27 protein-coding genes are annotated in these 22470 nt (G+C 59.3%); 8 read left to right on the top strand and 19 right to left on the bottom strand.

Going from position 1 to position 22470, the window contains the following annotated elements:
• Nucleotides 1-67 precede the first annotated feature (67 nt).
• Entirely contained in the window at nucleotides 68-1909 is a 1842-nt protein-coding gene (locus tag MA884_RS22590) for a potassium transporter Kup (RefSeq protein WP_371134805.1), read from the bottom strand.
• Between the two features lie 334 nt (nucleotides 1910-2243).
• On the opposite strand from MA884_RS22590, the gene rimO reads away from it, so the two are divergent.
• From rimO to tsaA, 5 genes are all read left to right on the top strand, one after another.
• Entirely contained in the window at nucleotides 2244-3584 is a 1341-nt protein-coding gene (gene rimO, locus MA884_RS22595) for a 30S ribosomal protein S12 methylthiotransferase RimO (protein ID WP_256232593.1), read from the top strand.
• A 314-nt stretch (nucleotides 3585-3898) separates the two neighbouring features.
• Nucleotides 3899-4372 carry a GNAT family N-acetyltransferase gene (locus MA884_RS22600; RefSeq protein ID WP_256232594.1) on the top strand — a complete coding sequence of 158 codons (474 nt, stop codon included), beginning with the start codon at nucleotides 3899-3901 and terminating at the stop codon, nucleotides 4370-4372.
• Nucleotides 4373-4455: 83 nt separating this feature from the next.
• A complete protein-coding gene (locus tag MA884_RS22605; protein WP_256232595.1) occupies nucleotides 4456-5166 on the top strand; it encodes an rRNA pseudouridine synthase in 711 nt (236 codons plus the stop codon).
• A gap of 62 nt (nucleotides 5167-5228) precedes the next feature.
• Entirely contained in the window at nucleotides 5229-5690 is a 462-nt protein-coding gene (locus MA884_RS22610) for a DUF1456 family protein (protein ID WP_092401030.1), read from the top strand.
• Nucleotides 5691-5761: 71 nt separating this feature from the next.
• Nucleotides 5762-6460: a tRNA (N6-threonylcarbamoyladenosine(37)-N6)-methyltransferase TrmO gene (gene tsaA / locus MA884_RS22615; RefSeq protein ID WP_256232596.1), complete on the top strand. Its 699-nt coding sequence runs from the start codon at nucleotides 5762-5764 to the stop codon at nucleotides 6458-6460.
• Between the two features lie 205 nt (nucleotides 6461-6665).
• On the opposite strand, the gene fpr is transcribed toward tsaA, so the two are convergent.
• Nucleotides 6666-7445: a ferredoxin-NADP reductase gene (gene fpr, locus MA884_RS22620; RefSeq protein WP_003184787.1), complete on the bottom strand. Its 780-nt coding sequence runs from the start codon at nucleotides 7443-7445 to the stop codon at nucleotides 6666-6668.
• Nucleotides 7446-7566: 121 nt separating this feature from the next.
• Here fpr and MA884_RS22625 point away from each other — a divergent pair, with 121 nt between their 5' ends.
• Nucleotides 7567-8493, top strand: coding sequence for a LysR family transcriptional regulator (locus MA884_RS22625; RefSeq protein WP_214915496.1), 927 nt, complete (start codon nucleotides 7567-7569; stop codon nucleotides 8491-8493).
• A 5-nt stretch (nucleotides 8494-8498) separates the two neighbouring features.
• On the opposite strand, the gene MA884_RS22630 is transcribed toward MA884_RS22625, so the two are convergent.
• The 3 genes from MA884_RS22630 to MA884_RS22640 form a co-directional block, all read right to left on the bottom strand.
• Nucleotides 8499-8861, bottom strand: coding sequence for a diacylglycerol kinase (locus tag MA884_RS22630; protein WP_256232597.1), 363 nt, complete (start codon nucleotides 8859-8861; stop codon nucleotides 8499-8501).
• Nucleotides 8862-8931: 70 nt separating this feature from the next.
• Complete coding sequence (gene erdR / locus MA884_RS22635) at nucleotides 8932-9585, bottom strand: response regulator transcription factor ErdR (RefSeq protein WP_256232598.1); 654 nt, start codon at nucleotides 9583-9585, stop codon at nucleotides 8932-8934.
• A 223-nt stretch (nucleotides 9586-9808) separates the two neighbouring features.
• Nucleotides 9809-10552, bottom strand: a complete 744-nt coding sequence (locus MA884_RS22640; RefSeq protein WP_256232599.1) for a tRNA-uridine aminocarboxypropyltransferase — start codon at nucleotides 10550-10552, stop codon at nucleotides 9809-9811.
• A gap of 181 nt (nucleotides 10553-10733) precedes the next feature.
• On the opposite strand from MA884_RS22640, the gene MA884_RS22645 reads away from it, so the two are divergent.
• Nucleotides 10734-11156: a PA3611 family quorum-sensing-regulated virulence factor gene (locus tag MA884_RS22645; RefSeq protein WP_256232600.1), complete on the top strand. Its 423-nt coding sequence runs from the start codon at nucleotides 10734-10736 to the stop codon at nucleotides 11154-11156.
• On the opposite strand, the gene MA884_RS22650 is transcribed toward MA884_RS22645, so the two are convergent.
• Nucleotides 11157-11351: a hypothetical protein gene (locus tag MA884_RS22650; RefSeq protein ID WP_256232601.1), complete on the bottom strand. Its 195-nt coding sequence runs from the start codon at nucleotides 11349-11351 to the stop codon at nucleotides 11157-11159. It lies immediately after the preceding gene.
• Nucleotides 11352-11802: 451 nt separating this feature from the next.
• On the opposite strand from MA884_RS22650, the gene MA884_RS22655 reads away from it, so the two are divergent.
• Nucleotides 11803-12921 (top strand): TIGR00730 family Rossman fold protein, encoded by a 1119-nt coding sequence (locus tag MA884_RS22655; RefSeq protein ID WP_256232602.1) that lies wholly within the window; start codon nucleotides 11803-11805, stop codon nucleotides 12919-12921.
• Nucleotides 12922-12967: 46 nt separating this feature from the next.
• Here MA884_RS22655 and recX read toward each other — a convergent pair whose 3' ends face one another.
• From recX to MA884_RS22720, 13 genes are all read right to left on the bottom strand, one after another.
• A complete protein-coding gene (recX, locus tag MA884_RS22660; protein WP_092401050.1) occupies nucleotides 12968-13435 on the bottom strand; it encodes a recombination regulator RecX in 468 nt (155 codons plus the stop codon).
• An 8-nt stretch (nucleotides 13436-13443) separates the two neighbouring features.
• Nucleotides 13444-14496: a recombinase RecA gene (gene recA / locus MA884_RS22665; RefSeq protein WP_047230023.1), complete on the bottom strand. Its 1053-nt coding sequence runs from the start codon at nucleotides 14494-14496 to the stop codon at nucleotides 13444-13446.
• 83 nt (nucleotides 14497-14579) lie between these two features.
• Complete coding sequence (locus tag MA884_RS22670; RefSeq protein ID WP_256232603.1) at nucleotides 14580-15080, bottom strand: CinA family protein; 501 nt, start codon at nucleotides 15078-15080, stop codon at nucleotides 14580-14582.
• A gap of 69 nt (nucleotides 15081-15149) precedes the next feature.
• On the bottom strand, nucleotides 15150-15686 hold the full coding sequence (locus MA884_RS22675; protein WP_256232604.1) for a lysis system i-spanin subunit Rz: 537 nt from the start codon (nucleotides 15684-15686) through the stop codon (nucleotides 15150-15152).
• A complete protein-coding gene (locus MA884_RS22680) occupies nucleotides 15668-16231 on the bottom strand; it encodes a glycoside hydrolase family 19 protein (RefSeq protein ID WP_256232605.1) in 564 nt (187 codons plus the stop codon). Before MA884_RS22680 ends, MA884_RS22675 begins: the two co-directional genes overlap by 19 nt.
• 230 nt (nucleotides 16232-16461) lie before the next feature.
• Nucleotides 16462-17022, bottom strand: coding sequence for a tail fiber assembly protein (locus MA884_RS22685; protein ID WP_256232606.1), 561 nt, complete (start codon nucleotides 17020-17022; stop codon nucleotides 16462-16464).
• Between the two features lie 7 nt (nucleotides 17023-17029).
• Nucleotides 17030-18133, bottom strand: a complete 1104-nt coding sequence (locus MA884_RS22690) for a phage tail protein (RefSeq protein ID WP_256232607.1) — start codon at nucleotides 18131-18133, stop codon at nucleotides 17030-17032.
• A gap of 57 nt (nucleotides 18134-18190) precedes the next feature.
• On the bottom strand, nucleotides 18191-18694 hold the full coding sequence (locus MA884_RS22695) for a phage tail protein (RefSeq protein ID WP_256232608.1): 504 nt from the start codon (nucleotides 18692-18694) through the stop codon (nucleotides 18191-18193).
• Nucleotides 18691-19854, bottom strand: a complete 1164-nt coding sequence (locus MA884_RS22700; protein ID WP_256232609.1) for a phage tail protein — start codon at nucleotides 19852-19854, stop codon at nucleotides 18691-18693. The genes MA884_RS22695 and MA884_RS22700 overlap by 4 nt, the downstream gene beginning before the upstream one ends.
• Nucleotides 19855-19865: 11 nt before the next feature.
• Nucleotides 19866-20465, bottom strand: coding sequence for a YmfQ family protein (locus MA884_RS22705; protein ID WP_256232610.1), 600 nt, complete (start codon nucleotides 20463-20465; stop codon nucleotides 19866-19868).
• Nucleotides 20453-21493 (bottom strand): baseplate J/gp47 family protein, encoded by a 1041-nt coding sequence (locus tag MA884_RS22710; protein WP_256232611.1) that lies wholly within the window; start codon nucleotides 21491-21493, stop codon nucleotides 20453-20455. Before MA884_RS22710 ends, MA884_RS22705 begins: the two co-directional genes overlap by 13 nt.
• The gene (locus MA884_RS22715) at nucleotides 21483-21881 is read right to left on the bottom strand and encodes a phage GP46 family protein (protein ID WP_256232612.1); all 399 of its coding nucleotides are present in this window, start codon (nucleotides 21879-21881) and stop codon (nucleotides 21483-21485) included. The genes MA884_RS22710 and MA884_RS22715 overlap by 11 nt, the downstream gene beginning before the upstream one ends.
• Nucleotides 21881-22390 carry a phage baseplate assembly protein V gene (locus MA884_RS22720; protein ID WP_256232613.1) on the bottom strand — a complete coding sequence of 170 codons (510 nt, stop codon included), beginning with the start codon at nucleotides 22388-22390 and terminating at the stop codon, nucleotides 21881-21883. Before MA884_RS22720 ends, MA884_RS22715 begins: the two co-directional genes overlap by 1 nt.
• Nucleotides 22391-22470 lie beyond the last annotated feature (80 nt).

The raw sequence follows: 22470 nt of genomic DNA on the forward strand, positions 1-22470 counted from the left end.
TATCGGTATTCCGTAATCCACCAAAAAGCCCCCGCTGCCACAAGGCAACGGGGGCTTTTTGTTTCGGCTACATCTCCACCTGAGTCCCCAGCTCAATCACCCGGTTCAGCGGCAGATTGAAAAAACGCAAATTGCCGTTGGCGTTTTTCAGCATGAAGGCGAATAACCCTTCGCGCCAACGGGCCATGCCTTCGAGCTTGGACGCGATGACCGTCTCGCGACTGAGGAAGTAGGTGGTGCGCATCGGGCTGAAGTCCAGCTCATCCAGATGACACAGCCTGAGCGCCTGCGGCACGTCCGGTTCGTCGGTAAAACCAAAGTGCAGGATCACCCGAAAGAAACCTTCGCCGTAGGCGTCCACCTCGAAGCGCCGTTGCGACGGCACCCGGGGGATGTCTTCGTACACCACCGTCAGCAGCACCACTTGCTCGTGCAGCACCTGGTTGTGCAGCAGGTTGTGGAGCAGCGCATGAGGCACGGCATCCGGGCGGGCGGTGAGGAAAACCGCCGTGCCCTTGACCCGATGAGGAGGTTCGACGCGGATGCTGCTGATAAATACCGGCAACGGCAGAGCGCCTTCATCCAACCGATCCACCAGCAGTTCCTTCCCGCGCTTCCACGTGGTCATCAGAATGAACAACACGATTCCCGCCAATACCGGAAATGCGCCGCCCTGTAGGATTTTCGGGACATTGGCGGCAAAGAACAGGCCGTCCACCAATAGAAAACCGACCAGCAACGGCACCGTCAGCAGGGGCGGCCATTTCCACAACAACAACGCCACCGCCGACACCAGGATGCTGGTGATCAGCATAGTGCCGGTCACTGCCACGCCATAGGCTGAGGCCAACGCGCCGGACGACTCGAAGCCAAGCACCAGCAGGATCACGCCAACCATCAACGCCCAGTTCACCGCGCCGATGTAGATCTGCCCTTGTTCGGCGCTGGAGGTGTGCTGGATGTACATGCGCGGGATATAACCGAGCTGGATGGCTTGGCGTGTGAGGGAAAACGCACCGGAAATCACCGCTTGGGAAGCGATCACCGTGGCGAGGGTCGAGAGCACCACCAGCGGCACCAGCGCCCAGGCTGGGGCCAGCAAATAAAACGGGTTGCGAGCGGCCTCCGGGTTCTCCAACAACAAGGCGCCCTGACCGAAATAGTTGAGCACCAGCCCTGGCAACACCAGGGCGAACCAGGCCCGGGCAATCGGTTTGCGGCCGAAATGCCCCATGTCCGCATACAAGGCTTCGGCACCGGTCAAGGCCAGGACCACGGCCCCCAGGATCGCAACGCCAACACCCGGATGCACCATGAAAAAGCGCACGCCCCAGGCCGGGTTCAACGCCTGGAGCACCTGCGGATGCTGGACGATGCCATGAATGCCCAGACCGCCAAGGACCACGAACCACAGCACCATGACCGGCCCGAACAATTTACCGATCCGGTCGGTACCGTGTTTCTGGATCAGAAAAAGTGCCACCAGAATCACCAACGCCATCGGCACAACCCAGTGATCCAGGCCATCAAAGGCCACCTCCAGGCCCTCCACGGCCGATAACACGGAAATGGCCGGGGTGATCATGCTGTCACCGTAAAACAACGAGGCGCCGATCAACCCGAGGATCACCAGCACTGAGCGCAACCGGGGATAAGGGGAAGACGCCCGCCGGGCCAGCGCCGTCAGCGACATGATGCCGCCTTCGCCCTGATTGTCGGCGCGCAGGATAAACAGTACGTACTTGATCGAGACGACCCAGACCAGCGACCAGAAGATCAGCGCCAGAATCCCGAACACTCCGTCATGGTTGACCTGCACACCGTATTGACCGGAGAACACTTCCTTGATGGTGTACAAGGGGCTGGTGCCGATATCGCCATAGACTACCCCTGCGGCGGCCACCAACATCCCCACGGGTCTGGCCGCTGCACGCCCGGCACCCGACACCTGACTCTCTGCCTGCTCCATCCAACACTCCCACTGCCTGATCCGCGTTGCTGGAAAGAAGCACTCTGATTGACCTTGCACCCGCGCCGCTTTACTTCTTGTTACAGACGAACGATTGACTGTAGAGACTAAGTTGCGCTTGACGGCGCGAAGCATAGCGCAGCACTCGTCGTTTTTCCCCGTATAAAGCTGGTCAAGCGCTTCGAGCACCGCTAGAATTGCGCACTTTTTGATCAGAGGCGCGTCAAGCGTCCTGTCTCCACAAGAGACGATCTCCCCTACACCGAGGTTAGACATGTCCACCACTACCGCGCCGGCCAACCCCAAGGTTGGCTTCGTATCCCTGGGTTGCCCGAAGGCTCTGGTCGACTCCGAGCGCATCCTGACCCAACTGCGCATGGAAGGTTATGACGTCGTATCCACGTACCAGGACGCCGACGTGGTAGTGGTCAACACCTGCGGCTTCATCGATTCGGCCAAGGCCGAATCCCTGGAAGTGATCGGCGAAGCCATCAAGGAAAACGGCAAGGTCATCGTCACCGGCTGCATGGGTGTGGAAGAAGGCAATATCCGCAACGTGCACCCCAGCGTGCTGGCCGTGACCGGCCCGCAGCAATACGAGCAGGTGGTCAATGCCGTGCACGACGTAGTGCCGCCCCGCCAGGACCACAACCCGCTGATCGACCTGGTGCCGCCGCAAGGCATCAAGCTGACCCCGCGCCACTACGCTTACCTGAAGATTTCCGAAGGCTGCAACCACAGTTGCAGCTTCTGCATCATCCCCTCGATGCGCGGCAAACTGGTGAGCCGCCCGGTGGGTGATGTGCTCGACGAGGCCCAACGCCTGGTCAAGGCCGGCGTCAAGGAGCTGCTGGTGATCTCTCAGGACACCAGCGCCTACGGCGTCGACGTGAAATACCGCACCGGTTTCTGGAACGGCGCGCCGGTGAAAACCCGCATGACCGAACTGTGCGAAGCCCTCAGCACCCTCGGCGTGTGGGTCCGTCTGCATTACGTTTACCCGTATCCGCATGTCGACGAACTGATCCCGCTGATGGCCGCCGGCAAGATCCTCCCGTACCTGGACATCCCGTTCCAGCACGCCAGCCCGAAAGTCCTCAAGGCCATGAAGCGCCCGGCTTTCGAAGACAAGACCCTGGCCCGCATCAAGAACTGGCGCCAGATCTGCCCGGACCTGATCATCCGTTCGACCTTTATCGTCGGCTTCCCTGGCGAAACCGAGGAAGACTTCCAGTACCTGCTGGATTGGCTGACCGAAGCCCAACTCGACCGCGTCGGTTGCTTCCAGTATTCGCCCGTCGAAGGCGCACCGGCCAATGACCTGGACCTGGACATCGTACCGGACGACGTCAAGCAGGACCGTTGGGAGCGTTTCATGGCGCACCAGCAGGCCATCAGCTCGGCGCGCCTGCAAATGCGCATCGGCCGTGAAATCGAAGTGCTGGTGGATGAAGTGGATGAACAAGGCGCCGTGGGCCGCTGCTTCTTCGACGCCCCGGAAATCGATGGCAACGTATTCATCGACAACGGCAGCAACCTCAAGCCGGGCGACAAGGTCTGGTGCAAGGTGACCGACGCCGACGAGTACGATCTGTGGGCTGAACAGATCGGTTGATCCACACAAAGCGGGGCCGCTGTTGTGGCGAGGGAGCTTGCTCCCGCTGGGCCTGTAGGAGCTGACGAGCGAAGCGAGGCTGCGATCTTTCCCCTCCTACTTGAATCTCAAGCGAAAGATCAAAAGATCGCAGCCTTCGGCAGCTCCTACAGTGCACCCCAGCAGGAGCAAGCTCGCCACAGGTTGTTTTTCAGCCACTCACCTATCAGCCCCCAAAAAAATCATGAAGCCCCGCTCTTGCGACAAGATACGGGGCTTTTTTACGGCTATCGTATGGAGAAACCCAAGACATCCAGCACAAGGAACAGGCGGACATGCGCCAGCATTCGGTCATCCACACACCGAAACCGAGCGATTACCAGGAACTGACCCGGGTCTGGGAGGCCTCGGTACGCGCCACCCACGACTTTCTGCCGGACAGCTACATCGAACTGTTGAAGAACCTGGTGCTCACCCGTTACCTGGACGCGGTCATGCTCATCTGCACCCGGGACGCTCGCCAGCGTATTACCGGTTTCGCCGGTGTCGCGGCCGGCAAGATCGAGATGCTTTTCATCGACCCGCAACACCGTGGCCAGGGCCTGGGCAAACAGCTATTGCGCTATGCCATGGAGCACATGAACGCCGATCAACTGGATGTCAATGAACAGAACCCGCAAGCCTTGGGCTTTTACCTCAAGCAAGGCTTCGAAGTGGTCGGGCGTTCAGCAAAAGATGGCATGAACCAGCCCTACCCACTGCTGCACATGCGCTACAAGCAGCCTGACCTGAAGGCCGGACGCGGCTAAAAGCTGCATGAGGCAAATGGACCCGCGATTAACCGGTCCCAGGCAGGTACAATGCCCACCCTCTTTTTGTTACGGCCCCCGTCATGACTGACCCGACTCGTCTCTCCAAACGCCTCATCGAACTCGTCGGCTGTTCCCGTCGGGAGGCTGAGTTGTTCATCGAGGGCGGCTGGGTCACCGTGGATGGCGAAGTGATCGACGAGCCGCAGTTCAAGGTCACCACCCAGAAAGTCGAACTCGACCCCGAAGCCAAGGCCACCGCGCCAGAGCCGGTGACCCTCCTGTTGAACGCCCCGGCGGGCATGGATGCAGACACAGCGATGGCCTCCCTTGGACCACAGACCCTGAGCGAAGAACACCGTTTCGGCAAGCGCCCCCTCAAGGGCCATTTTCTGCGCTTGACCGCCAGCGCCGACCTGCAGGCCACCGCCAGTGGGTTGCTGGTGTTCACCCAGGACTGGAAGATCCTGCGCAAGCTCACCGCCGACGCCGCCAAGATCGAGCAAGAATACGTGGTGGAAGTCGAAGGTGAGATGGTCGCCCATGGCCTCAATCGCCTGAACCATGGCCTGACCTATAAAGGCAAGGAGTTGCCGGCGGTCAAGGCCAGTTGGCAGAACGAGAACCGCTTGCGCTTTGCCATGAAAAACCCGCAACCGGGGGTGATCGCGCTGTTTTGCCAGGCGGTCGGCCTCAAGGTGGTGGCCATTCGTCGCATCCGCATTGGCGGCGTGTCCATCGGTAAGGTGCCGCCGGGCCAGTGGCGTTACCTGTCCACCAAAGAGAAGTTCTAGTTTCTTTTTCCGGCGCCGCACTGAGCTGGGGCGCCCACTGCCGATTGATCAGGATTGCACACATGGTTCACAACGACGTACTTCGCAGCGTGCGCTACATGCTCGACATCAGCGACAAGAAAGTCATCGAGATCATCAAGCTGGGCGGCCTGGAAGTGCCCATGGCGGATCTGGTGGGTTACCTCAAGAAAGACGAGGAAGAAGGCTTCGTGTTCTGCCCTGACGAAGTCATGGCGCATTTTCTCGACGGCCTGGTGATCTTCAAGCGCGGCAAGGACGAAAGTCGTCCGCCGCAGCCAATCGAAGTACCGGTCACCAACAACATCATCCTCAAGAAACTGCGGGTGGCCTTCGAACTGAAGGAAGACGACATGCACGCCATTCTCAAGGCGGCGGAGTTCCCGGTGTCCAAGCCGGAACTGAGCGCATTGTTTCGCAAGTTCGGCCACACCAACTACCGCCCGTGCGGCGACCAGTTGCTGCGCAACTTCCTCAAGGGACTGACGCTGCGCGTCAGAGCTTAAACAACGGCTAAAAGCTTCAAGCGACAAGTTCAAAACTTACAGCTTGCAGCTTGCAACTTGAAGCGCTTGAAATGGCCTACAACGTCTCCCCCATCGGCTACGTCCGCTCCTGCTTCAAGGAGAAGTTCGCCATTCCCCGCCAACCGCAACTGGCCCCGGCCGCGCGCGGTGTGCTGGAGTTGGTGGCGCCATTTGATCAAGGCGATGCCGTGCAGGGCCTGGAGCAGGTCAGCCATGTCTGGCTGCTGTTCCTGTTCCACCAGGCCCTGGAAAACAAGCCACGACTGAAGGTGCGCCCGCCGCGTCTGGGCGGCAACAAGTCCATGGGCGTATTCGCCACCCGCGCCACCCATCGCCCCAATGGCATCGGCCAATCGGTGGTGAAGCTGGAACGGGTCGAAGCCGGTCGACTGTGGCTATCGGGCATCGACCTGCTGGACGGCACCCCGGTGCTGGATATCAAACCCTACGTGCCCTACGCAGACATCATCGGCTCGGCGCACAACAACATCGCCAGCGCAGCGCCTGAGCTGATTGCGGTGCGATGGGCCAGCTCTGCCCTGCATCAGGCCCGCGACCACGCCAAGCGCCTGGAAGAACCCCTGGTAGAGCTGATTGAACAGTGCCTGGCCCAAGACCCACGTCCGGCATACCAGATTCCTACGCCAGAGCGGGAATATGGCGCGCAGTTCTGGGATCTGGACGTGCGTTGGCATTATCCGCAGACGGGGGTGATCAAGGTGCTGGAAGTTATACCCGCAGCGGGATAAGCGCCGGAAACGCAAAAGCCCGCGCTGCCCTTACAGGCGGCGCGGGCTTTTTCATGGTTACTGCAGACCGGGTTGCTGCTATCGCGAGCAGGCTCGCTCCCACATTTGAACTGCAGTGGACACAAGATTTGTGTTTACACATATTCCATTGTGGGAGCGAGCCTGCTCGCGATGACGATCGATCAACCACCGCGTAAATCGAGGCTTACTTCTCTACAAACGCCCGCTCGATCAGGTAATCACCCGGCTCACGCATGCGCGGCGAAACGGTCAGGCCGAAGCTGTTGAGCACTTCGCTGGTCTCGTCGAGCATGCTTGGGCTGCCGCACAGCATGGCGCGGTCGTCCTGCGGGTTGATCGGCGGCAGGCCGATGTCGCGGAACAGCTTGCCGCTACGCATCAGGTCGGTCAGGCGGCCTTCGTTCTCGAACGGCTCGCGGGTCACGGTCGGGTAGTAGATCAGCTTGTCCCGCAACGCTTCGCCGAAGAATTCGTTCTGCGGCAGGTGTTCGGTGATGAACTCGCGGTAGGCAACCTCATTGACGTAACGTACGCCGTGGCACAGGATCACTTTTTCGAAACGCTCGTAGGTTTCCGGATCCTGGATCACGCTCATGAACGGCGCCAGGCCGGTGCCGGTGCTGAGCAGGTACAAATGCTTGCCAGGCTTGAGATCGTCCAGCACCAGGGTGCCGGTGGGCTTCTTGCTGATGATGATCTCGTCGCCTTCCTTCAGATGCTGCAACTGGGAAGTCAACGGGCCGTCAGGCACCTTGATGCTGAAAAATTCGAGATGCTCTTCCCAGTTCGGACTGGCGATCGAGTAAGCGCGCATAAGCGGGCGGCCGTTGGGCTGTTGCAGGCCGATCATCACGAACTGACCGTTCTCGAAGCGCAGGCCCGGATCACGGGTGCACTTGAAGCTGAACAGAGTGTCGTTCCAGTGATGAACACTGAGGACACGCTCGTGGTTCATGTTGCTCATGTACGGGGACTCCTGGGAATGATGCCTGCGTCGTTAATTTGCGCAATTGCATCGCATTCTAATGGCGGCGACAATATCTGTTAAATGAATTATTAAGATAAGGGTTATCGGTTATATCGATATGCGATTTACTCTCCGTCAACTTCAAGTCTTCGTCGCCGTTGCCCAGCAAGAGAGCGTGTCCCGTGCTGCGGGCCTGCTCAACCTCTCGCAGTCGGCGGCCAGCACCTCCATCACCGAACTGGAGCGCCAATCCAGCTGCCAATTATTCGACCGCGCCGGCAAACGCCTGAGTCTCAACGCCTTGGGCAAACAACTGCTGCCCCAGGCGGTGGCGCTGCTGGACCAGTCCAAGGAGATCGAAGACCTGCTCAACGGCAAGTCCGGTTTCGGCTCACTGGCAGTCGGCGCGACCCTGACCATCGGCAATTATCTGGCGACCTTGCTGATCGGCAGCTTCATGCAGCGCCATCCCGAAAGCCAGGTGAAGCTGCACGTGCAAAACACTGCCAATATCGTGCACCAGGTTGCCCACTATGAAATTGATCTGGGTCTAATCGAAGGCGACTGCAGCCATCCGGACATCGAGGTCCAGAGCTGGGTCGAGGATGAACTGGTGGTGTTTTGCGCCCCTCAACATCCGTTGGCCAAACGCGGCCAAGCGACCATGGAGGAGCTGACGCATGAAGCGTGGATTCTGCGAGAGCAAGGTTCCGGCACCCGCCTGACCTTCGACCAGGCCATGCGTCACCATCGCAGTGCGCTGAACGTGCGTCTGGAACTGGAACACACCGAAGCCATCAAGCGAGCCGTGGAGTCGGGCCTGGGGATTGGCTGCATCTCACGCCTGGCCCTGCGTGACGCCTTCCGGCGCGGCAGCCTCGTAGCAGTGGAAACCCCGGACATGGACCTGGCCCGGCAGTTTTATTTCATCTGGCATAAACAGAAATACCAGACCTCGGCCATGCGCGAATTCCTCGAGCTGTGCCGGGCATTCACCGCGGGTGTGCAGCGCAGCGACGAAATCGTGCTGCCGGCCATCGCCTGAAGACACTAGAACAGCACCAGGCCCCACACCAACGCAATCATTGTCAAAGCAACAAACTGAGCGGCACTGCCCATGTCCTTGGCATTTTTCGACAACGGGTGCTGCTCCAGGGAAATGCGGTCGATGGCCGCCTCCACCGCCGAGTTGAGCAACTCCACGATCAACGCCAGCAGGCAGACAGCAATCAGCAGCGCCTGCTCGACACGACTGACATTCAAGAAGAACGACAACGGAATCAGGATGACGTTGAGCAAGACCAACTGACGAAACGCGGCCTCACCGACGAAAGCCGCGCGCAGGCCATCCAGAGAGTAGCCGGAGGCGTTGAGGATGCGTTTCAGGCCGGTTTGGCCTTTAAAAGGCGACATAGAGTGGGCAACTGATCAAAAGAAGTGGAGAAGCTAATTCAAACCCGGTCAAAAAAGCGTGAACAAGACGCTACGATTGCGGTGAAATAGACTCAAGTTGCTGCAGCAGCAAGGCCGCCTGGGTCCGGGTGCGCACATTCAGTTTACGAAAGATTGCAGTGACATGGGCCTTGATGGTGGCTTCCGACACGCTCAACTCATAGGCAATCTGCTTGTTCAGCAAACCTTCGCAGACCATGGTCAACACGCGGAACTGCTGCGGGGTGAGGCTGGCAAGCCCCTCGCTGGCGGCCTTGGCTTCGTCGGATACGCTGACCGCTTCGAACGCCTGGGGAGGCCAGGACACATCGCCATCCAGGACGGCCTTGACGGCAACCTGAATCATCTCAAGGGAACTGGATTTAGGAATGAAACCACTGGCCCCGAACTCCCGGGCCTTGACCATCACCGAGGCCTCTTCCTGGGCCGAGACCATCACCACGGGAATTTGCGGGTATTGGCCGCGTAGCAACACCAGCCCGGAAAAACCATAGGCGCCCGGCATATTCAGATCCAGTAGCACAAGATCCCAGTCGGCCTTTTCAGTCAGTCTGGCCTCCAGTTCCGCAATACTGGCCACCTCCGTCAGACGAACATCCGGGCCAAGTCCCAAGGTCACTGCCTGATGTAACGCGCTGCGAAAGAGCGGATGGTCATCGGCTATCAGGATTTCGTATGTGGCCATTTTTCAAATGATCCTGTTTTTATGGTAGACCCGATGAGCTCGCGCCTCGTCCAAGCAACTCAAGATACCGTCATGCAGCGGCATCAAAGGGGTACGTTCAACGCCAACACGTAGCAACACGGCGTTTCAAACCTTGGCCGTACCCTAATCGGCGCCAAGCATGCCCAGCGAAACCGGGGTGGTCAAGCAGCACGGCCACTGCCGTGTTCAGTATGGGCCACTATTAAACCAACACTGGCGGCGCGGTACGAATAAAGGGCTGCAACTCGGCATGGGCCGCAGTGGACACATCCACCTCCTGCTGTCGTTTCGCGCCCAGGTAATGCTGGCTGAACACATCGAAATAGGCATCCAGGGCCGACGCAGCGCCACTGTCTCCAGCCAGTTCCAGGCACAAGGCCGCCACTTCGGCGGTGCACAGATGCTCGCTGCGAGTCGAGCGGCGCAAGCGATAGCGCGACAGCCTGTCGGGCAGCAGGCTCAGAATCGGCAAACGGTCGAAATACGGGCTTTTGCGGAAAATCTTGCGCGCCTCGGTCCAGGTCGCATCCAGCAGAATGAATAAGGGACGCTTGCCATGATCGAGGTTGACAGTATGTGTGACCCGAGAGGGTTCGACGTACTCACCGGGAAACACCAGATACGGCTGCCATTGCGGGTCGTTGAGCAGCGCCAGCAGTTGCTCGTCGACGTCGGTGCGTGACCAGATAAAAGCGTGATTGTCCCGCACCACGTCGGCAATCAGCCAACCCGTGTTGCTCGGTTTGAACACTTCCTTGTTGGTCATGATCAGGCAGACACCCGAGCGAGCCTCGACACTCGGACGCCAGGCGCACAGGCAATGACTCTCTATCACCCGGCAGGCACTGCAACGGGGCGCGCGCCAGCCACGGGCCTGAATCGGCTTGATACCTTCATCGATGCGCTGGTCGCGCAGACGGGCTACTGCGTTAGGGGCATGGTTCATCGCAGGTGACGCCGCCAGACAGGAAAACTAGACACGTACAAGACTCGGCAGGATAAAGGCCGGCAGTCTACCAGAGCCCGCAAACCTGTACCGTCCACCCGGCCTGCCCTATAATTCGCCGCCACTGAACGCACAGCCATGTGACCGGTCGAACCACCAGTCACTGAACCAGGAGAGTTTCATGCTGCGCCTTATCGTCCCCACCGTTGCCGTGCTGCTGGCGACGTCCGTCAGCGCACAGGCCGCTTCGCTGAAAGAACTCGAACTGAACAAGATGCTGCGCAATGTAGCCGCGCAAAGCAGCGCCGGCACGCCCCGGGCAATCAACGAGGACATTCTCGACCAGGGCTATACCGTAGAAGGCACTGAGCTGATCAATCACCTGAGCGTGCAAAGCAGCCACGCCCAGAAAATGCGCGCCGACCCCAAGGCCGTCTATTTCCAACTGGGCGCCACGGTGTGCACCAACCCAGGCTTGCGCAAGTTGATGGCCCAAGGTGCGACCATGCGCTACGAATTCACCGAAGTGAAGACCAATCGCCCTATCGCGTCCGAGCGCTTCCGGGAATCGGACTGCCCGAAACCGGCCAAGACCAAGAAATAATCAACCCGAGCTTGCGCGCCGCTGCTCATCGTCGGCGCGCAGTTCCGCCACCAGCGCCTGCAGGTAGCGTGAGCGCCACGCCCGGCCTTCCAGCCGGCGACAGCACTCCTCCTCGAGGCTTACTCGATTAGCCTGAGCCGCTTCCAACAGCGTCATGTACAGCTGCTTGTCGAGTTCCAACGTTACCCTGTTCATCAGTCCCGCCTCCATGCCCGATCCGCTTCAATCCGTCGAGTGGCGCCCAGTCCTGGACGACCCATTGCATTGAATCCTTGCTAATCAGTAAATCAGAGCGTCACGCACCAGGTAGGTAATCTGACGAGCGGCAAGGCATTTGAGCGGTTGCCAACGTTGTTTTTTGAGCGCCATGATCAGAGGCAGCGAAAATCCGCGCGAGGGTCTAGATTCAAAAGTATCTCTCTTGCTTTGGGCAGAACGAGGCTGCCCTGCCGATACCTTGCGTGTGATAGTTCTTTCATACAAGGGAAACGCAGAACCCGCGGGATGGCTTGATCGCCTGTCGTACACCGCGCCGAGCCAGGCCGAACGTCCAGGCACTGCCCTGGACTGACGACGACACACGGAGTGTCGTGGCCCTGACGAATCTCTCGTTCGGGCCAGGGTTCTGTCAAGAAGGAGAAGCTGAATGCCTTATAAACCGAATGACCTGCTGAGCCGTCATTTTGAGAGCCATGGCCACGACCTCACCCGCAAGGTCGAAGAGCAACTCAACCTGGTATCACCCAACAGCCCGAACCTCCCCATCTACCGCGACATGATCCTGACCGTCCTGCGCATGGCCCAGGAAGATCACAATCGCTGGAATGCCAAGATCACGCTGCAGGCACTGCGGGAGCTGGAGCACGCGTTCCGCACGCTCGAACAATTCAAGGGGCGACGCAAGGTTACCGTTTTCGGCTCGGCCCGCACGCCCATCGAACACCCGCTGTACGGCTTGGCCCGAGAGCTGGGCGCTGAGTTGGCCCGCTCGGACATGATGGTCATCACCGGCGCCGGCGGTGGCATCATGGCCGCCGCCCATGAAGGCGCTGGCCGGGACCACAGCCTGGGCTTCAACATTACCTTGCCTTTCGAACAGCATGCGAATCCGACCGTTGAAGGCACGCAAAACCTGCTGCCGTTCCACTTCTTCTTCACTCGCAAGCTGTTCTTCGTCAAGGAGGCCGACGCCCTGGTGCTCTGTCCGGGTGGTTTCGGCACCCTCGATGAAGCGCTGGAAGTCCTGACATTGGTGCAGACCGGTAAAAGCCCGCTGGTGCCGGTGGTGCTGCTGGATGTACCTGGGGGCAAGTTCTGGCAAGGCGCCCTGCACTTCATCCGCGAGCAACTGGAAGAAAACCGTTACATCCTGCCCACCGATATGAAGCTGATGCGCCTGGTGTACAGCGCTCAAGAGGCAGTAGAGGAGATCAATCAGTTCTACAGCAACTTCCACTCCAGCCGCTGGCTCAAACATCAATTCGTGATCCGTATGAATCACAAGCTGAACGAGCAAGCCCTTGGGCATTTGCAGGCGGAGTTTGCCGACCTGTGCCTCAACGATTGTTTTCATCAACATGACTACGCCGGCGAGGAGCACGACGAGGCCCATTTCAGTCATCTGACCCGACTGGCCTTTACCTTCAATGCCCGCGATCACGGTCGTTTGAGGGAACTGGTGGATTACATCAACCTGTCGGAAAACTGGGCCCAGCCCGCCACCAAGGTCCACCCCCTCACCTGGGAACCGATCAAGGTAACCTGAGCCCATAAAAAAACGGCCCGCTATCAAAATAGCGGGCCGTTGTTGTTTAGTCGTCCATGCCGCGACCGCTGAATAAACGGTTGATCATTTCCATGGAATAACCTCGATATGCCAGGAAACGCCCTTGCTTGGCTCGCTCTCTTGCATCGATAGGCAAATGCCCTGAGAACTTGCGGCGCCAGGTGTCCGTCAGTTGTGCCTGCCAATCGATACCGCTTTCACGCAAGGCCAGCTCGATATCCGGGCGCTGCAAGCCACGCTGACCGAGTTCCTCACGAATTCGCAAGGGGCCATACCCAGAGCGAGCGCGATAAGAGACAAAGCTCTCAAGGTAGCGAGACTCCGACAACAAGCCCTCTTCCGTCAAACGGTCCAGGGCCGTGTCGATCAGCTCATCGGCAGCGCCACGCTGACGCAGTTTGCGGGTCAGCTCGACTCGACCGTGCTCACGCCTGGCGAGCAGGTCCATTGCAGTTCGCCGCACCGCGACGAGGGTATCGAGAACGACGGTCATCGAATCGATCAGATGTCAGCGTCGGCCAGATCGTCTGCAGTCTCGCGGTTAGCCACTGACTTGACGTCTGCAACTGGGCTGAGAAGCTTGTCACGCAGTTGCTTCTCGAGAGTTGCTGCAATTTCCGGATTGTCTGCCAGGAACTTGGCCGAGTTGGCCTTGCCCTGACCGATCTTGGTGCCGTTGTAGGCATACCAGGCACCGGATTTTTCGACGAAACCGTGCAACACACCCAGGTCGATCATCTCGCCATTGAGGTAGATACCCTTGCCGTAAAGAATCTGGAACTCCGCCTGACGGAACGGCGAAGCGACCTTGTTCTTCACAACCTTGACGCGGGTTTCGCTGCCGACAACCTCATCGCCTTCTTTCACCGCGCCAGTGCGGCGGATGTCCAGGCGAACCGAAGCGTAGAACTTCAGCGCGTTACCACCGGTGGTGGTTTCCGGGCTGCCGAACATCACACCGATCTTCATGCGGATCTGGTTGATGAAGATCACCAGGCAGTTGGCGTTCTTGATGTTACCGGTGATTTTGCGCAGGGCCTGGGACATCAGACGGGCCTGGAGGCCCACGTGCATGTCGCCCATTTCACCTTCGATTTCCGCTTTTGGTACCAGTGCAGCCACGGAGTCGACGATGATCACGTCAACGGCGTTGGAACGCACCAGCATGTCGGTGATTTCCAGGGCCTGTTCACCGGTGTCCGGCTGGGAAACCAGCAGGTCATCGACGTTAACGCCCAGCTTGCCCGCATATTCCGGGTCCAAGGCGTGTTCGGCATCGACGAAGGCGCAGGTCGCACCGGCTTTTTGAGCCTGGGCGATCACCGACAGGGTCAGCGTGGTTTTACCGGAGGATTCAGGACCGTAGATTTCAACGATACGGCCTTTTGGCAGGCCGCCGATGCCAAGCGCAATGTCCAGGCCCAGAGAGCCGGTGGAGATGGAAGGAATAGCCTGACGGTCCTGATCGCCCATACGCATTACGGCACCCTTGCCGAATTGACGTTCGATCTGACCCAAGGCCGCAGCCAAGGCTTTCTTCTTGTTGTCGTCCATTAAAGTCCTCACGTAATCAATAAGGCCTGACGGCCAACACCTGTATAAGTAGCCAGTATTATTCCACAGCGATTGAGGATCGCCTACCCCTGATTTGAGATTTCTGCGGCGACATGTTGCAGCAGCCCCTCTAGCGCGGTCTTCACCGTTTGTCGGCGGACTTCGTCGCGGTTGCCGGCAAAGAATAGCTGCTCACTGATGACCGTTTCGCCAACGCCCCAGGCCAGCCATACAGTGCCCACCGGTTTGTTCGGCGAGCCGCCATCGGGGCCGGCCACGCCGCTGACCGCCACGGCAAACCGCGCCAGGCTTTTTTGCTGCGCACCCCGCACCATTGCCTCGACCACCTCGCGACTGACCGCCCCCACCGTTGCGAACAGCTCGGCCGGCACACCCAACTGCTGAGTCTTCTGGCGGTTGGAATAGGTGACATAACCCGCCTCGAACCACGCCGAACTCCCGGGAATACGAGTGATCGCCTCGGCAATCCCGCCGCCGGTACAGGACTCGGCCGTGGTCACATGGGCATTGACCCGCTGCAGGCGTCGGCCCAGTTCAGCGGCCAGCTCGGTAATGTCATCCATGATGCTCTCCTGATTCGATGCAAGGGCCCTACCGTACACGAGCGTTGCAGGCTTGCAAGGCTCGCCGGATCATCGACCCAGTGCCCTGACGTAGGCCTGACAAGCCTGCAGCGCGATCAATCCGCGATCCCCTTCGTCGGTGATGGCGATAATTCGTTGAGCATGCGCCGGGTCAAGTCGGGCGCGTGGGGGGCCATGATCCACGCCGCCGGCGCCGGCGGTGGCAGGCACTGCACAACCGGCGGCAACATCGTCGGCGTCGAGGAGGACTGACAGCCGGACATCGGCAGTAGCAAGGCGATCGCGCAAGCGATCCTGATCACGTTGGGCATCGCTCAAGGCTCGGTAATGGGTTTGTTCGCTGGCGGAGAGTTGCTGTTCCAGGGCTAGGCGCTTGTCTTGCTCGACCTTTTGTTGAATCGCTGCCGCCTGGGTTATTTGATTCAGCGTCCGGGCCTGGACCTGGGCCGCTTGCGCCAGTTGCCGGTCATAACGCCACGCCTGGACTTGCCATGCCAACACCGCCGGGCCGCCGGCCACCAACACCAGCAACACAGCGATGCCAAGGAAGCGAGAAGAAAAAGGCATCAAACCGAAGGCTGACATAACACCGCCCTCGCCCGCGCCCAAAGTTGCAGACGATCCTGCAAGCCATTCAAACCGCCGTTGATGCGACGGGTGATGCTGTTGAACTGGTCACGATCAGCCAGTTCGTTCAAACCGTTCTGATTCCAGAACCAGGCAGCAGACTCAGCCGCCCATTGCGGTTGCTCCAGCAGTTCAGGCAAGGCCAGCAGACGTTCATCGCCGAACAAACCCAGGCTGCAACGCCGATAATTGTCACGCCCGGTAATCTGGATCAGTCCTCGACCGCGATACTTCTGACCGTCACCGTCGGCCTGGGGCGTATTGCCCAAGCGAACAGCCAACGATCCCGTGTCGTACTTGCTGAGATATTGATCACTGCCGAGTTCGCGCACATAGCGCAATTGCCCTGATTCATGGCCCACCTGGGCCAGAAACGCGGCCATGCGTTTGGGTGTGTCGATGCGATGGCTGGACATGGCGCTGTTAAGCGCAGAAACAAAAACGCCCGCTTGGGAGCGGGCGTTGGGCATGATGTTGATGAGTTGCTGTTGGGTAACTTCCATGGTCACGTCATCGAAAACTCGTTTATTAAATGTCCGCCAACCGGGGCGGTACCGCCTGACGGTGGACCCGCCATTCACCCGCCCCGCATTGGGCGCACTTTTTTGCACAGTCCAAGTTATCCCCCCTTGATATTCAAACGGTAAAACAGGCGATAGAGAGCTTCGCCTGTCGATTTATCCAACAGAGTCTGAAAAAACGAGAAAGGTTTAGTGGTTTGGCCGGTGACGCTTTAAGCAGCAGAATCAGGCACGACCGGCCAGTTGATGTCGGTTGGAAAACCGGTTTGGAGCTGGATGCGGTTCAACTCGACGCTGTAGCGTTTCCACTCCATCAAGGCCAGTTGTTCCTGGTCGTTGGCGTCGCCGATGTCTTCGGCGTATTGGAAAGGAGCGACTTTCTGAACGGCTTCGCGCAGTAATTTATCGCGTTTTGACAGAACTTCGCGCTTGAGATCGATTAACTGTAACGTCTCGTCAAAAACCCAGGCGTTATCGCGCCAAACATAATAATTACCCGGCCATGGTTCGGCAGTATATATGTCCGGCAATTGGCCAAACTCGGTCCACTCCAGAAGAGCGCCGTTGTCCTTGCGATACACCGAACCGCGCCAGTCGAGCATTTCTCGCGGAACACCGTTCACCATGACCCACGAATGATGCTCTTGGGCGGCTGGAAGTTCGAAGGAAAGTTGGATGCCGTTACTGGGAATTTGAATGCCCATACCGGGAGTTACGAAAAGCTCTACCGGGCCAGATAGAACACCGGAATCATCAAACAGATAAATAAACATAATCACCTCAGATCAGCTTGATTCGGGCGGGATAGGCGATGTTTCTGGGACGGTTCTCAGCGGAAAATGTTCCTATGTTACCGATGTAAGTACCTGCCCCCAAATTAAAATCAGGGTTTGGATACGTAGTAGCCACGGTTCCATTGGTGGGGCCGAAATTAACATCATGTGCAACGTCCCAAACATCATCACGGATTGAAACACCCGGGCGTGTAGCACTACCGGTACTGGTAGGAAGATAGTGATTGTGTTGTTGAATGGAGTGAGTTTGGCTTGTACCTAAAACTCGATTGAGATCCACCCCTCTAGCTTCGTCCAGAACGCGCAAAAATTCGCCTCGTATGTCAGGAATCCGGAAAGTGGTCGCTCCATCGCCGCTGGTCCAAGTCCCTTCAAAACCCACCTTGCCAGCTTCCGTCACTAACGCACCGGACGATTGCGCGTAATCCCACAACCACGGCCAATCGCTACGCACCAGCAAATTCCCATTAAGCACCGCATACCCACCGGGAATAACCTGACGCGTGCTCTCAAAGGAAATACGCCCCAAGGCCGTCGCATCGAACCGCCCCACCGGCCACCAGACCCCAGCTTCATCACTGCGCAGATGCCACCAGTCACCGCCGCCCATCAGCACCAGAAACGGATAGCCACTGGCCGCCAAATGAGTATGAAAGCGAATTCTGTCGCTACCGGAGGCCCGTACTGTCAAACGGTTACCGCTGTTATCCACACGCCGCACGATCACATCACGAATGCCAAGCGCCGCATTCGCCGCCGGAAGCGTCACGGTGTTAGCACCAGCACTGGCATCAATCAGGACAAGCCCCAACTCTTCGGCCGTCAGCGCTTTAGAAGCCGTTAACCGCGTCACCACCGAACGCATCGGGCTGCTACGCCCGAGAATAGCCTGCAACGCCTTGATCAACTGGCCGGTGTCCGCTTCAGACGGAGTGATGCCAGCGGCGGAGATCACGCCCAAAATCTCCTGTGTAACGCTGTTACCCCACACGGCGGGAATCAAAGATCCCGGTGTGCCTTCAACGGGATTTTCATCCACGAACCGGCCGTTCACCAGCCCGACGCTGGGAACGCTTTTTGGATAGTCCATATTTTGTTTCTCTACTTGAAATTAGAAGAACCGCACTCAAAACGGACGGGGTCAGAGTTAACTTCGCAGTTGGCTAAGCGCGCTGATCGCGTCATCACTGGTTTGGGTGGCCAGTTCAATCGCGTTTTTGGCGATGTGCGCCCGGATTTGTGCCTTGGCTTTAAGGCGCCGCTCACGAAGCAACAGCAAGTTCGAATCACATTCGGCAGCCTTGGCGAGAATCTGGTCTGCCGCCTGCCTGGCTGTTCGCCCTTTGATGACCCACGCTGAAACCGCCAGAGGCACGGATTTCTTCGGGTAACCCTCATCCTTGAACGCCTGCGCCTCTAGGGCCGCTTGTTGGTATTCCATGGCTCGTAAGGGATCACCGACCAAGGCTCGACGCGCGCTGTCGGCAGCCGCATCAACTTTGGCGCACAGTCGCTCGCCTTCGATACGCAATAGCTCGGCGGCATTTTCTTCGTTCAATAGCCATTTACCGTCCTCCCATATGTGGGCGGGGGATGGCGGAGCCGGACGGAGTTCATCTTCGTACTGATGCAGTTCTTGAATGACTTTCATCGGATCAACTCCCAGGACAAGTGGACATTGATTGCATTGGTGAAATTAACGGCAATACCAACGCTGTAATCAGTCAACGCCTGATGCCCCTTGATACCCATGCTCAGCAACAGTTCGTCGCTGTCGGCATTGGTTGCACCCAACGTGTGCTCGGTCTGAAAGCACTGCCACAGCGAACGCAACTCGGCATGATCAAAACTGGCTGTGACCGTGGAGACCGTCACGTCGCTGATGACGTTGTTGGAAAACAACACACACACGTACGGGCTTGCAGGATTGGTCCAGCCCCCTGCCTGGTTGGTAATATTTTGTGAGGCGGGCGATAGATAGCTGTAGTTACCCCCAACCCATCCGGGCTGAGCAAAGGCCAGCGAGGTCACAGTGCTTGAAGAAGGCGTGGGATTACCCGCAACAAGCCGACCAGCACGCGCATGCGGATCAAGCGGCAAATACACCACGCCAGTGCCATTGACAGTCTGAGTCCAACTCAATCGTGAACGGTTGTATATCGAGCGAACCACAGGCAAGGAGCCCGGCGCTCCAGTCAACACCCAGGCCAGGCACATATCCAACGGCGTGGACTGGAATCCACCACCCGAAGCACCATTTATAGTGCCCTTCAGTGACTCTGGGATGACGTCGTAAAGGCTCCCACGCTGCATATAAAAAGTCAGCGAATCTCCCGTCACCTGCGCCCTTAAAAAATAGCCAGAGCTGGGCAATAAATCGGTACTGCTCCAGGCCGAAGTTACAAAGGTGCGTGATCGGCCTAACTTCCCGCTCACCACTTCCTGACCAATGCTGATATACACGCCCGCCGGAATCGAAATGCGCCCTCCGCTGGTTGAAACAGCCGCTGGAGCCACCGATATACGAGCATCGGCCGTAGCGATTGTAGGCAGGGGCAAAGCCGCAAGCGGCAGTGCCAAATCCTGGTTCCAACCCTTCGCGGTGACCGATTGGATCGCCTGGAGCAACTGATCGTGTCGGGTTTCATCAGGAGAGAGGTTCCCTGCCTGGATGACATTCACAATCTCCTGCGTCACGCCATTTCCCCAGTCAGCAGGAATCAATGATCCCGGCGTCCCGGTCAGCGGGTTTTCATCCACGAACTTCCCGTTCACCAAGCCTGCGCTGGGCACACTCTTCGGATAATCCATTCATCTACTCCCTAGTCATAATTGATGTGAACCTTCGTATGCGCCGGCGTACTGCGATGAATCAGGCACTCAAGCGCCGAGCCCGGATTCACGCCGAAACGCTCCCCCCAATAGCTGGCGCCAAAACGTCGGCCGAGCAGCAGGCGGCCGCCGGTGTTGAGGGTCCACATGAACTGCGCCTGCCAGGTGCCGAAGTGGGCTTCGCCGAAACGGGCACGGCCCATGCGGGGGGCCTTGAGTTCGGTGATGGTGGCGTTGGGATAGCCCTGGCTCTTGGCGATTTCCACGTAATAAGCGATGGCCTGGCTGCCCACCGCCAACAACCGCCGACGTACCGCCAAACGGCGGTCGTCATACAGCGGTGTAGCGCCCAGGCATGGGTCGGGCAGGTTCATCACCCGCTCCCAATCCGGCACCAGCTCACTCACACCCGCCGGGTCCATTTCGTGGAGCAGGTCGGCGGCGCGGGCGTCGAGACGCGCCAGTTCCTGGGCGATGCCTTCCAGCACCTCTTCCAGTTCCGGCACACGCTCCGGGTCCCACGCCGGGCCGCTGGGCAGCAGGCTGCGCAGTTGGGCCTGGTATTGCTCGGCGGTTCTTATTCCAGCCATACGCAGCCTCCGAAGGTCAGCAACTGATTGCTGGCCGCGACCACGTCAGCGATGGGCGCGGTGAGCGTGTGGTCGGTTTCACCGGTGGAACTGCTGATAGCTTCGGCGATGTGGGTCAGCAACAAGGTTTCGCCGAGGCCGGCTTCGCGGTTATGCAGGTCGCGCAGTTGCGCTTCGATGGCGGCGCGCACGGCGCTGGTGTCCGGGGTAATGCGCAGCCGGTAGGTCACCGGCACCCGCGTCGGCGCCAGTACATGCACTTCGGCGGTGACCGGGCGCAGCGGCTCGATATAGGCCCGGACTTCTTCCAGTTGCTCGGCGTTGGGAATCGGCTGTGGGTCGTCGTCACGCATGACGAACACGCCGACGGTGCCGGGCCCCAGGTAGCTGCCGCGACACCAGGCGCGGGTGATGCCTGGGCATTCCAGGGCCCAGGTTTCATAGTCCTGCGCGGAACCACCGTGGGGGATGATGCGGTAGGAACGGATCACCCTGGCCCGCAGGGATTCGAGGCTTTCCCGGGCGAGGCCACCGGCCAGCCCGGGTGCCAACACGGTGAAGCTGTTGTCGATCCCAAGGATCGGCTGCACCGGTGTCAGCATCAGGCCGGCATCGGCATTACCCAGGCTGCCGGCGTCCAACGCGGCGACAGTGGTGCTGTTCAGGCCATTGCTGGTGGTGCGGGCGCTGGTCACTTTGTAGGTGCGGCCATCGGTGGATTGCAGCAGCGTGTCGACATCCAGCACCGCGCCAGCGGTGGCGGTGAAACTGACGCTGCCGCTGGCCACCTGGGCCGCTTTGCGCGCCTGGTTCAGGCGCAGGGCAGCGATGCGCTCCAGTGTGGATTCGTCGGCTTTGTCCGGCAGGATCTGCTCGGCGATCCAGTCCAGGTAGCCATACAGGCCATAGGCGGCGCCGCCCAGGGTGCGGGCCAGCACCTGGGCATCGGACTGGCGCAGCGAATCGCTGGCCAGGTCGCTTTGGGCGCGCTTGATCAGCACCGGCAGCGAAGGGGTTTCAAACGGCATAGGTCACCTGCCAACTGTTATCGGGGTTGATGTCCAGGCGCTCGCCGTCGGCCAGGGTCAAAACCGTGCGCAGGTTCAGACGCTGGGCGTCGAGGCGTTCGCTGACGATGTCGATGGCGCTGCAATGGCCGTCGTCGATCAGCCATTGCAAGGCTTCGCGGGCATAGAATTCGGCGTCGAGCTGGGTCTGCCGGGTTAGCTTGACCCGGCGCAACAGCCACAGCCGCGAACCAATGCGGTCGTCGGCGACGGTGGGAAAAGTGTCGCCCCACCAGCCGAAACGTTGCTCGTCATCCACGGCATCGTCATCAGCGGCGCGGCGCCAGGTGAACAGGCTGATCAGCACCGAGCGGGTCAGCGCGGCGTGCAGGTTCTGGCTGATGAACATCATTGGCCTCCCGCCGGCACGCCGGTCTGGCCGTTGCCGGCCTGTACGCCGACATGCACATGCTTGATCTGGCTGATGCCGCCGGCGATCTGGTCGCCCTGGGAAACCAGCTTGCCGGTGTGGTTGATGACCGGGCTGTCGATGTTCACCGCACTGCTGGCGCGGATGTTCAGGGTCGCGGTTTCGATGTCGATGACCCGGCCGCGCTTGAAGTGGAGCTTGTCGCCTTCGTCGGTGTAGAGCGCCACTTCGCCAGGGGCCAGGGCCTTGAGACGGAAACGACGGTCAGCCACCACCAGCACCACGGCATGGGAACGATCGCCCCCCAGGAACGTGGCGATACCCTCGGCGCCGGCCAGCGGGTTGCTGGTGAAGCCGTAGGGCTCGAAGTGCTCCATATCGTCATTCACTTCGCCGGCGGTGAGGCGCATTTGCAGCGATTGCAGCTTGGTGGCCGAATTGGCAAGCACGACAGTGCCGCGCGCCAGGAGGCGGGTCAGTAGGCTCATTGAGGTTTCCTTCGGAATCGGAAGTTTGAAAGCGGTGTTTATTGATCAAGATCCCTTTGGCTGTGCTGGCGTCATCGCGA

This window comes from Pseudomonas sp. Q11 (assembly GCF_024494355.1).
GTDB lineage: Bacteria > Pseudomonadota > Gammaproteobacteria > Pseudomonadales > Pseudomonadaceae > Aquipseudomonas > Aquipseudomonas hefeiensis.

Coding starts and splice junctions, on each gene's coding strand:
- MA884_RS22590 (WP_371134805.1), bottom strand. CDS start 1,909: ATGTTGGTGGCCGCCGCAGGGGTAGTCTATGGCGATATCGGCACCAGC.
- rimO (WP_256232593.1), top strand. CDS start 2,244: ATGTCCACCACTACCGCGCCGGCCAACCCCAAGGTTGGCTTCGTATCC.
- MA884_RS22600 (WP_256232594.1), top strand. CDS start 3,899: ATGCGCCAGCATTCGGTCATCCACACACCGAAACCGAGCGATTACCAG.
- MA884_RS22605 (WP_256232595.1), top strand. CDS start 4,456: ATGACTGACCCGACTCGTCTCTCCAAACGCCTCATCGAACTCGTCGGC.
- MA884_RS22610 (WP_092401030.1), top strand. CDS start 5,229: ATGGTTCACAACGACGTACTTCGCAGCGTGCGCTACATGCTCGACATC.
- tsaA (WP_256232596.1), top strand. CDS start 5,762: ATGGCCTACAACGTCTCCCCCATCGGCTACGTCCGCTCCTGCTTCAAG.
- fpr (WP_003184787.1), bottom strand. CDS start 7,445: ATGAGCAACATGAACCACGAGCGTGTCCTCAGTGTTCATCACTGGAAC.
- MA884_RS22625 (WP_214915496.1), top strand. CDS start 7,567: ATGCGATTTACTCTCCGTCAACTTCAAGTCTTCGTCGCCGTTGCCCAG.
- MA884_RS22630 (WP_256232597.1), bottom strand. CDS start 8,861: ATGTCGCCTTTTAAAGGCCAAACCGGCCTGAAACGCATCCTCAACGCC.
- erdR (WP_256232598.1), bottom strand. CDS start 9,585: ATGGCCACATACGAAATCCTGATAGCCGATGACCATCCGCTCTTTCGC.
- MA884_RS22640 (WP_256232599.1), bottom strand. CDS start 10,552: ATGAACCATGCCCCTAACGCAGTAGCCCGTCTGCGCGACCAGCGCATC.
- MA884_RS22645 (WP_256232600.1), top strand. CDS start 10,734: ATGCTGCGCCTTATCGTCCCCACCGTTGCCGTGCTGCTGGCGACGTCC.
- MA884_RS22650 (WP_256232601.1), bottom strand. CDS start 11,351: ATGAACAGGGTAACGTTGGAACTCGACAAGCAGCTGTACATGACGCTG.
- MA884_RS22655 (WP_256232602.1), top strand. CDS start 11,803: ATGCCTTATAAACCGAATGACCTGCTGAGCCGTCATTTTGAGAGCCAT.
- recX (WP_092401050.1), bottom strand. CDS start 13,435: ATGACCGTCGTTCTCGATACCCTCGTCGCGGTGCGGCGAACTGCAATG.
- recA (WP_047230023.1), bottom strand. CDS start 14,496: ATGGACGACAACAAGAAGAAAGCCTTGGCTGCGGCCTTGGGTCAGATC.
- MA884_RS22670 (WP_256232603.1), bottom strand. CDS start 15,080: ATGGATGACATTACCGAGCTGGCCGCTGAACTGGGCCGACGCCTGCAG.
- MA884_RS22675 (WP_256232604.1), bottom strand. CDS start 15,686: ATGTCAGCCTTCGGTTTGATGCCTTTTTCTTCTCGCTTCCTTGGCATC.
- MA884_RS22680 (WP_256232605.1), bottom strand. CDS start 16,231: ATGGAAGTTACCCAACAGCAACTCATCAACATCATGCCCAACGCCCGC.
- MA884_RS22685 (WP_256232606.1), bottom strand. CDS start 17,022: ATGTTTATTTATCTGTTTGATGATTCCGGTGTTCTATCTGGCCCGGTA.
- MA884_RS22690 (WP_256232607.1), bottom strand. CDS start 18,133: ATGGACTATCCAAAAAGCGTTCCCAGCGTCGGGCTGGTGAACGGCCGG.
- MA884_RS22695 (WP_256232608.1), bottom strand. CDS start 18,694: ATGAAAGTCATTCAAGAACTGCATCAGTACGAAGATGAACTCCGTCCG.
- MA884_RS22700 (WP_256232609.1), bottom strand. CDS start 19,854: ATGGATTATCCGAAGAGTGTGCCCAGCGCAGGCTTGGTGAACGGGAAG.
- MA884_RS22705 (WP_256232610.1), bottom strand. CDS start 20,465: ATGGCTGGAATAAGAACCGCCGAGCAATACCAGGCCCAACTGCGCAGC.
- MA884_RS22710 (WP_256232611.1), bottom strand. CDS start 21,493: ATGCCGTTTGAAACCCCTTCGCTGCCGGTGCTGATCAAGCGCGCCCAA.
- MA884_RS22715 (WP_256232612.1), bottom strand. CDS start 21,881: ATGTTCATCAGCCAGAACCTGCACGCCGCGCTGACCCGCTCGGTGCTG.
- MA884_RS22720 (WP_256232613.1), bottom strand. CDS start 22,390: ATGAGCCTACTGACCCGCCTCCTGGCGCGCGGCACTGTCGTGCTTGCC.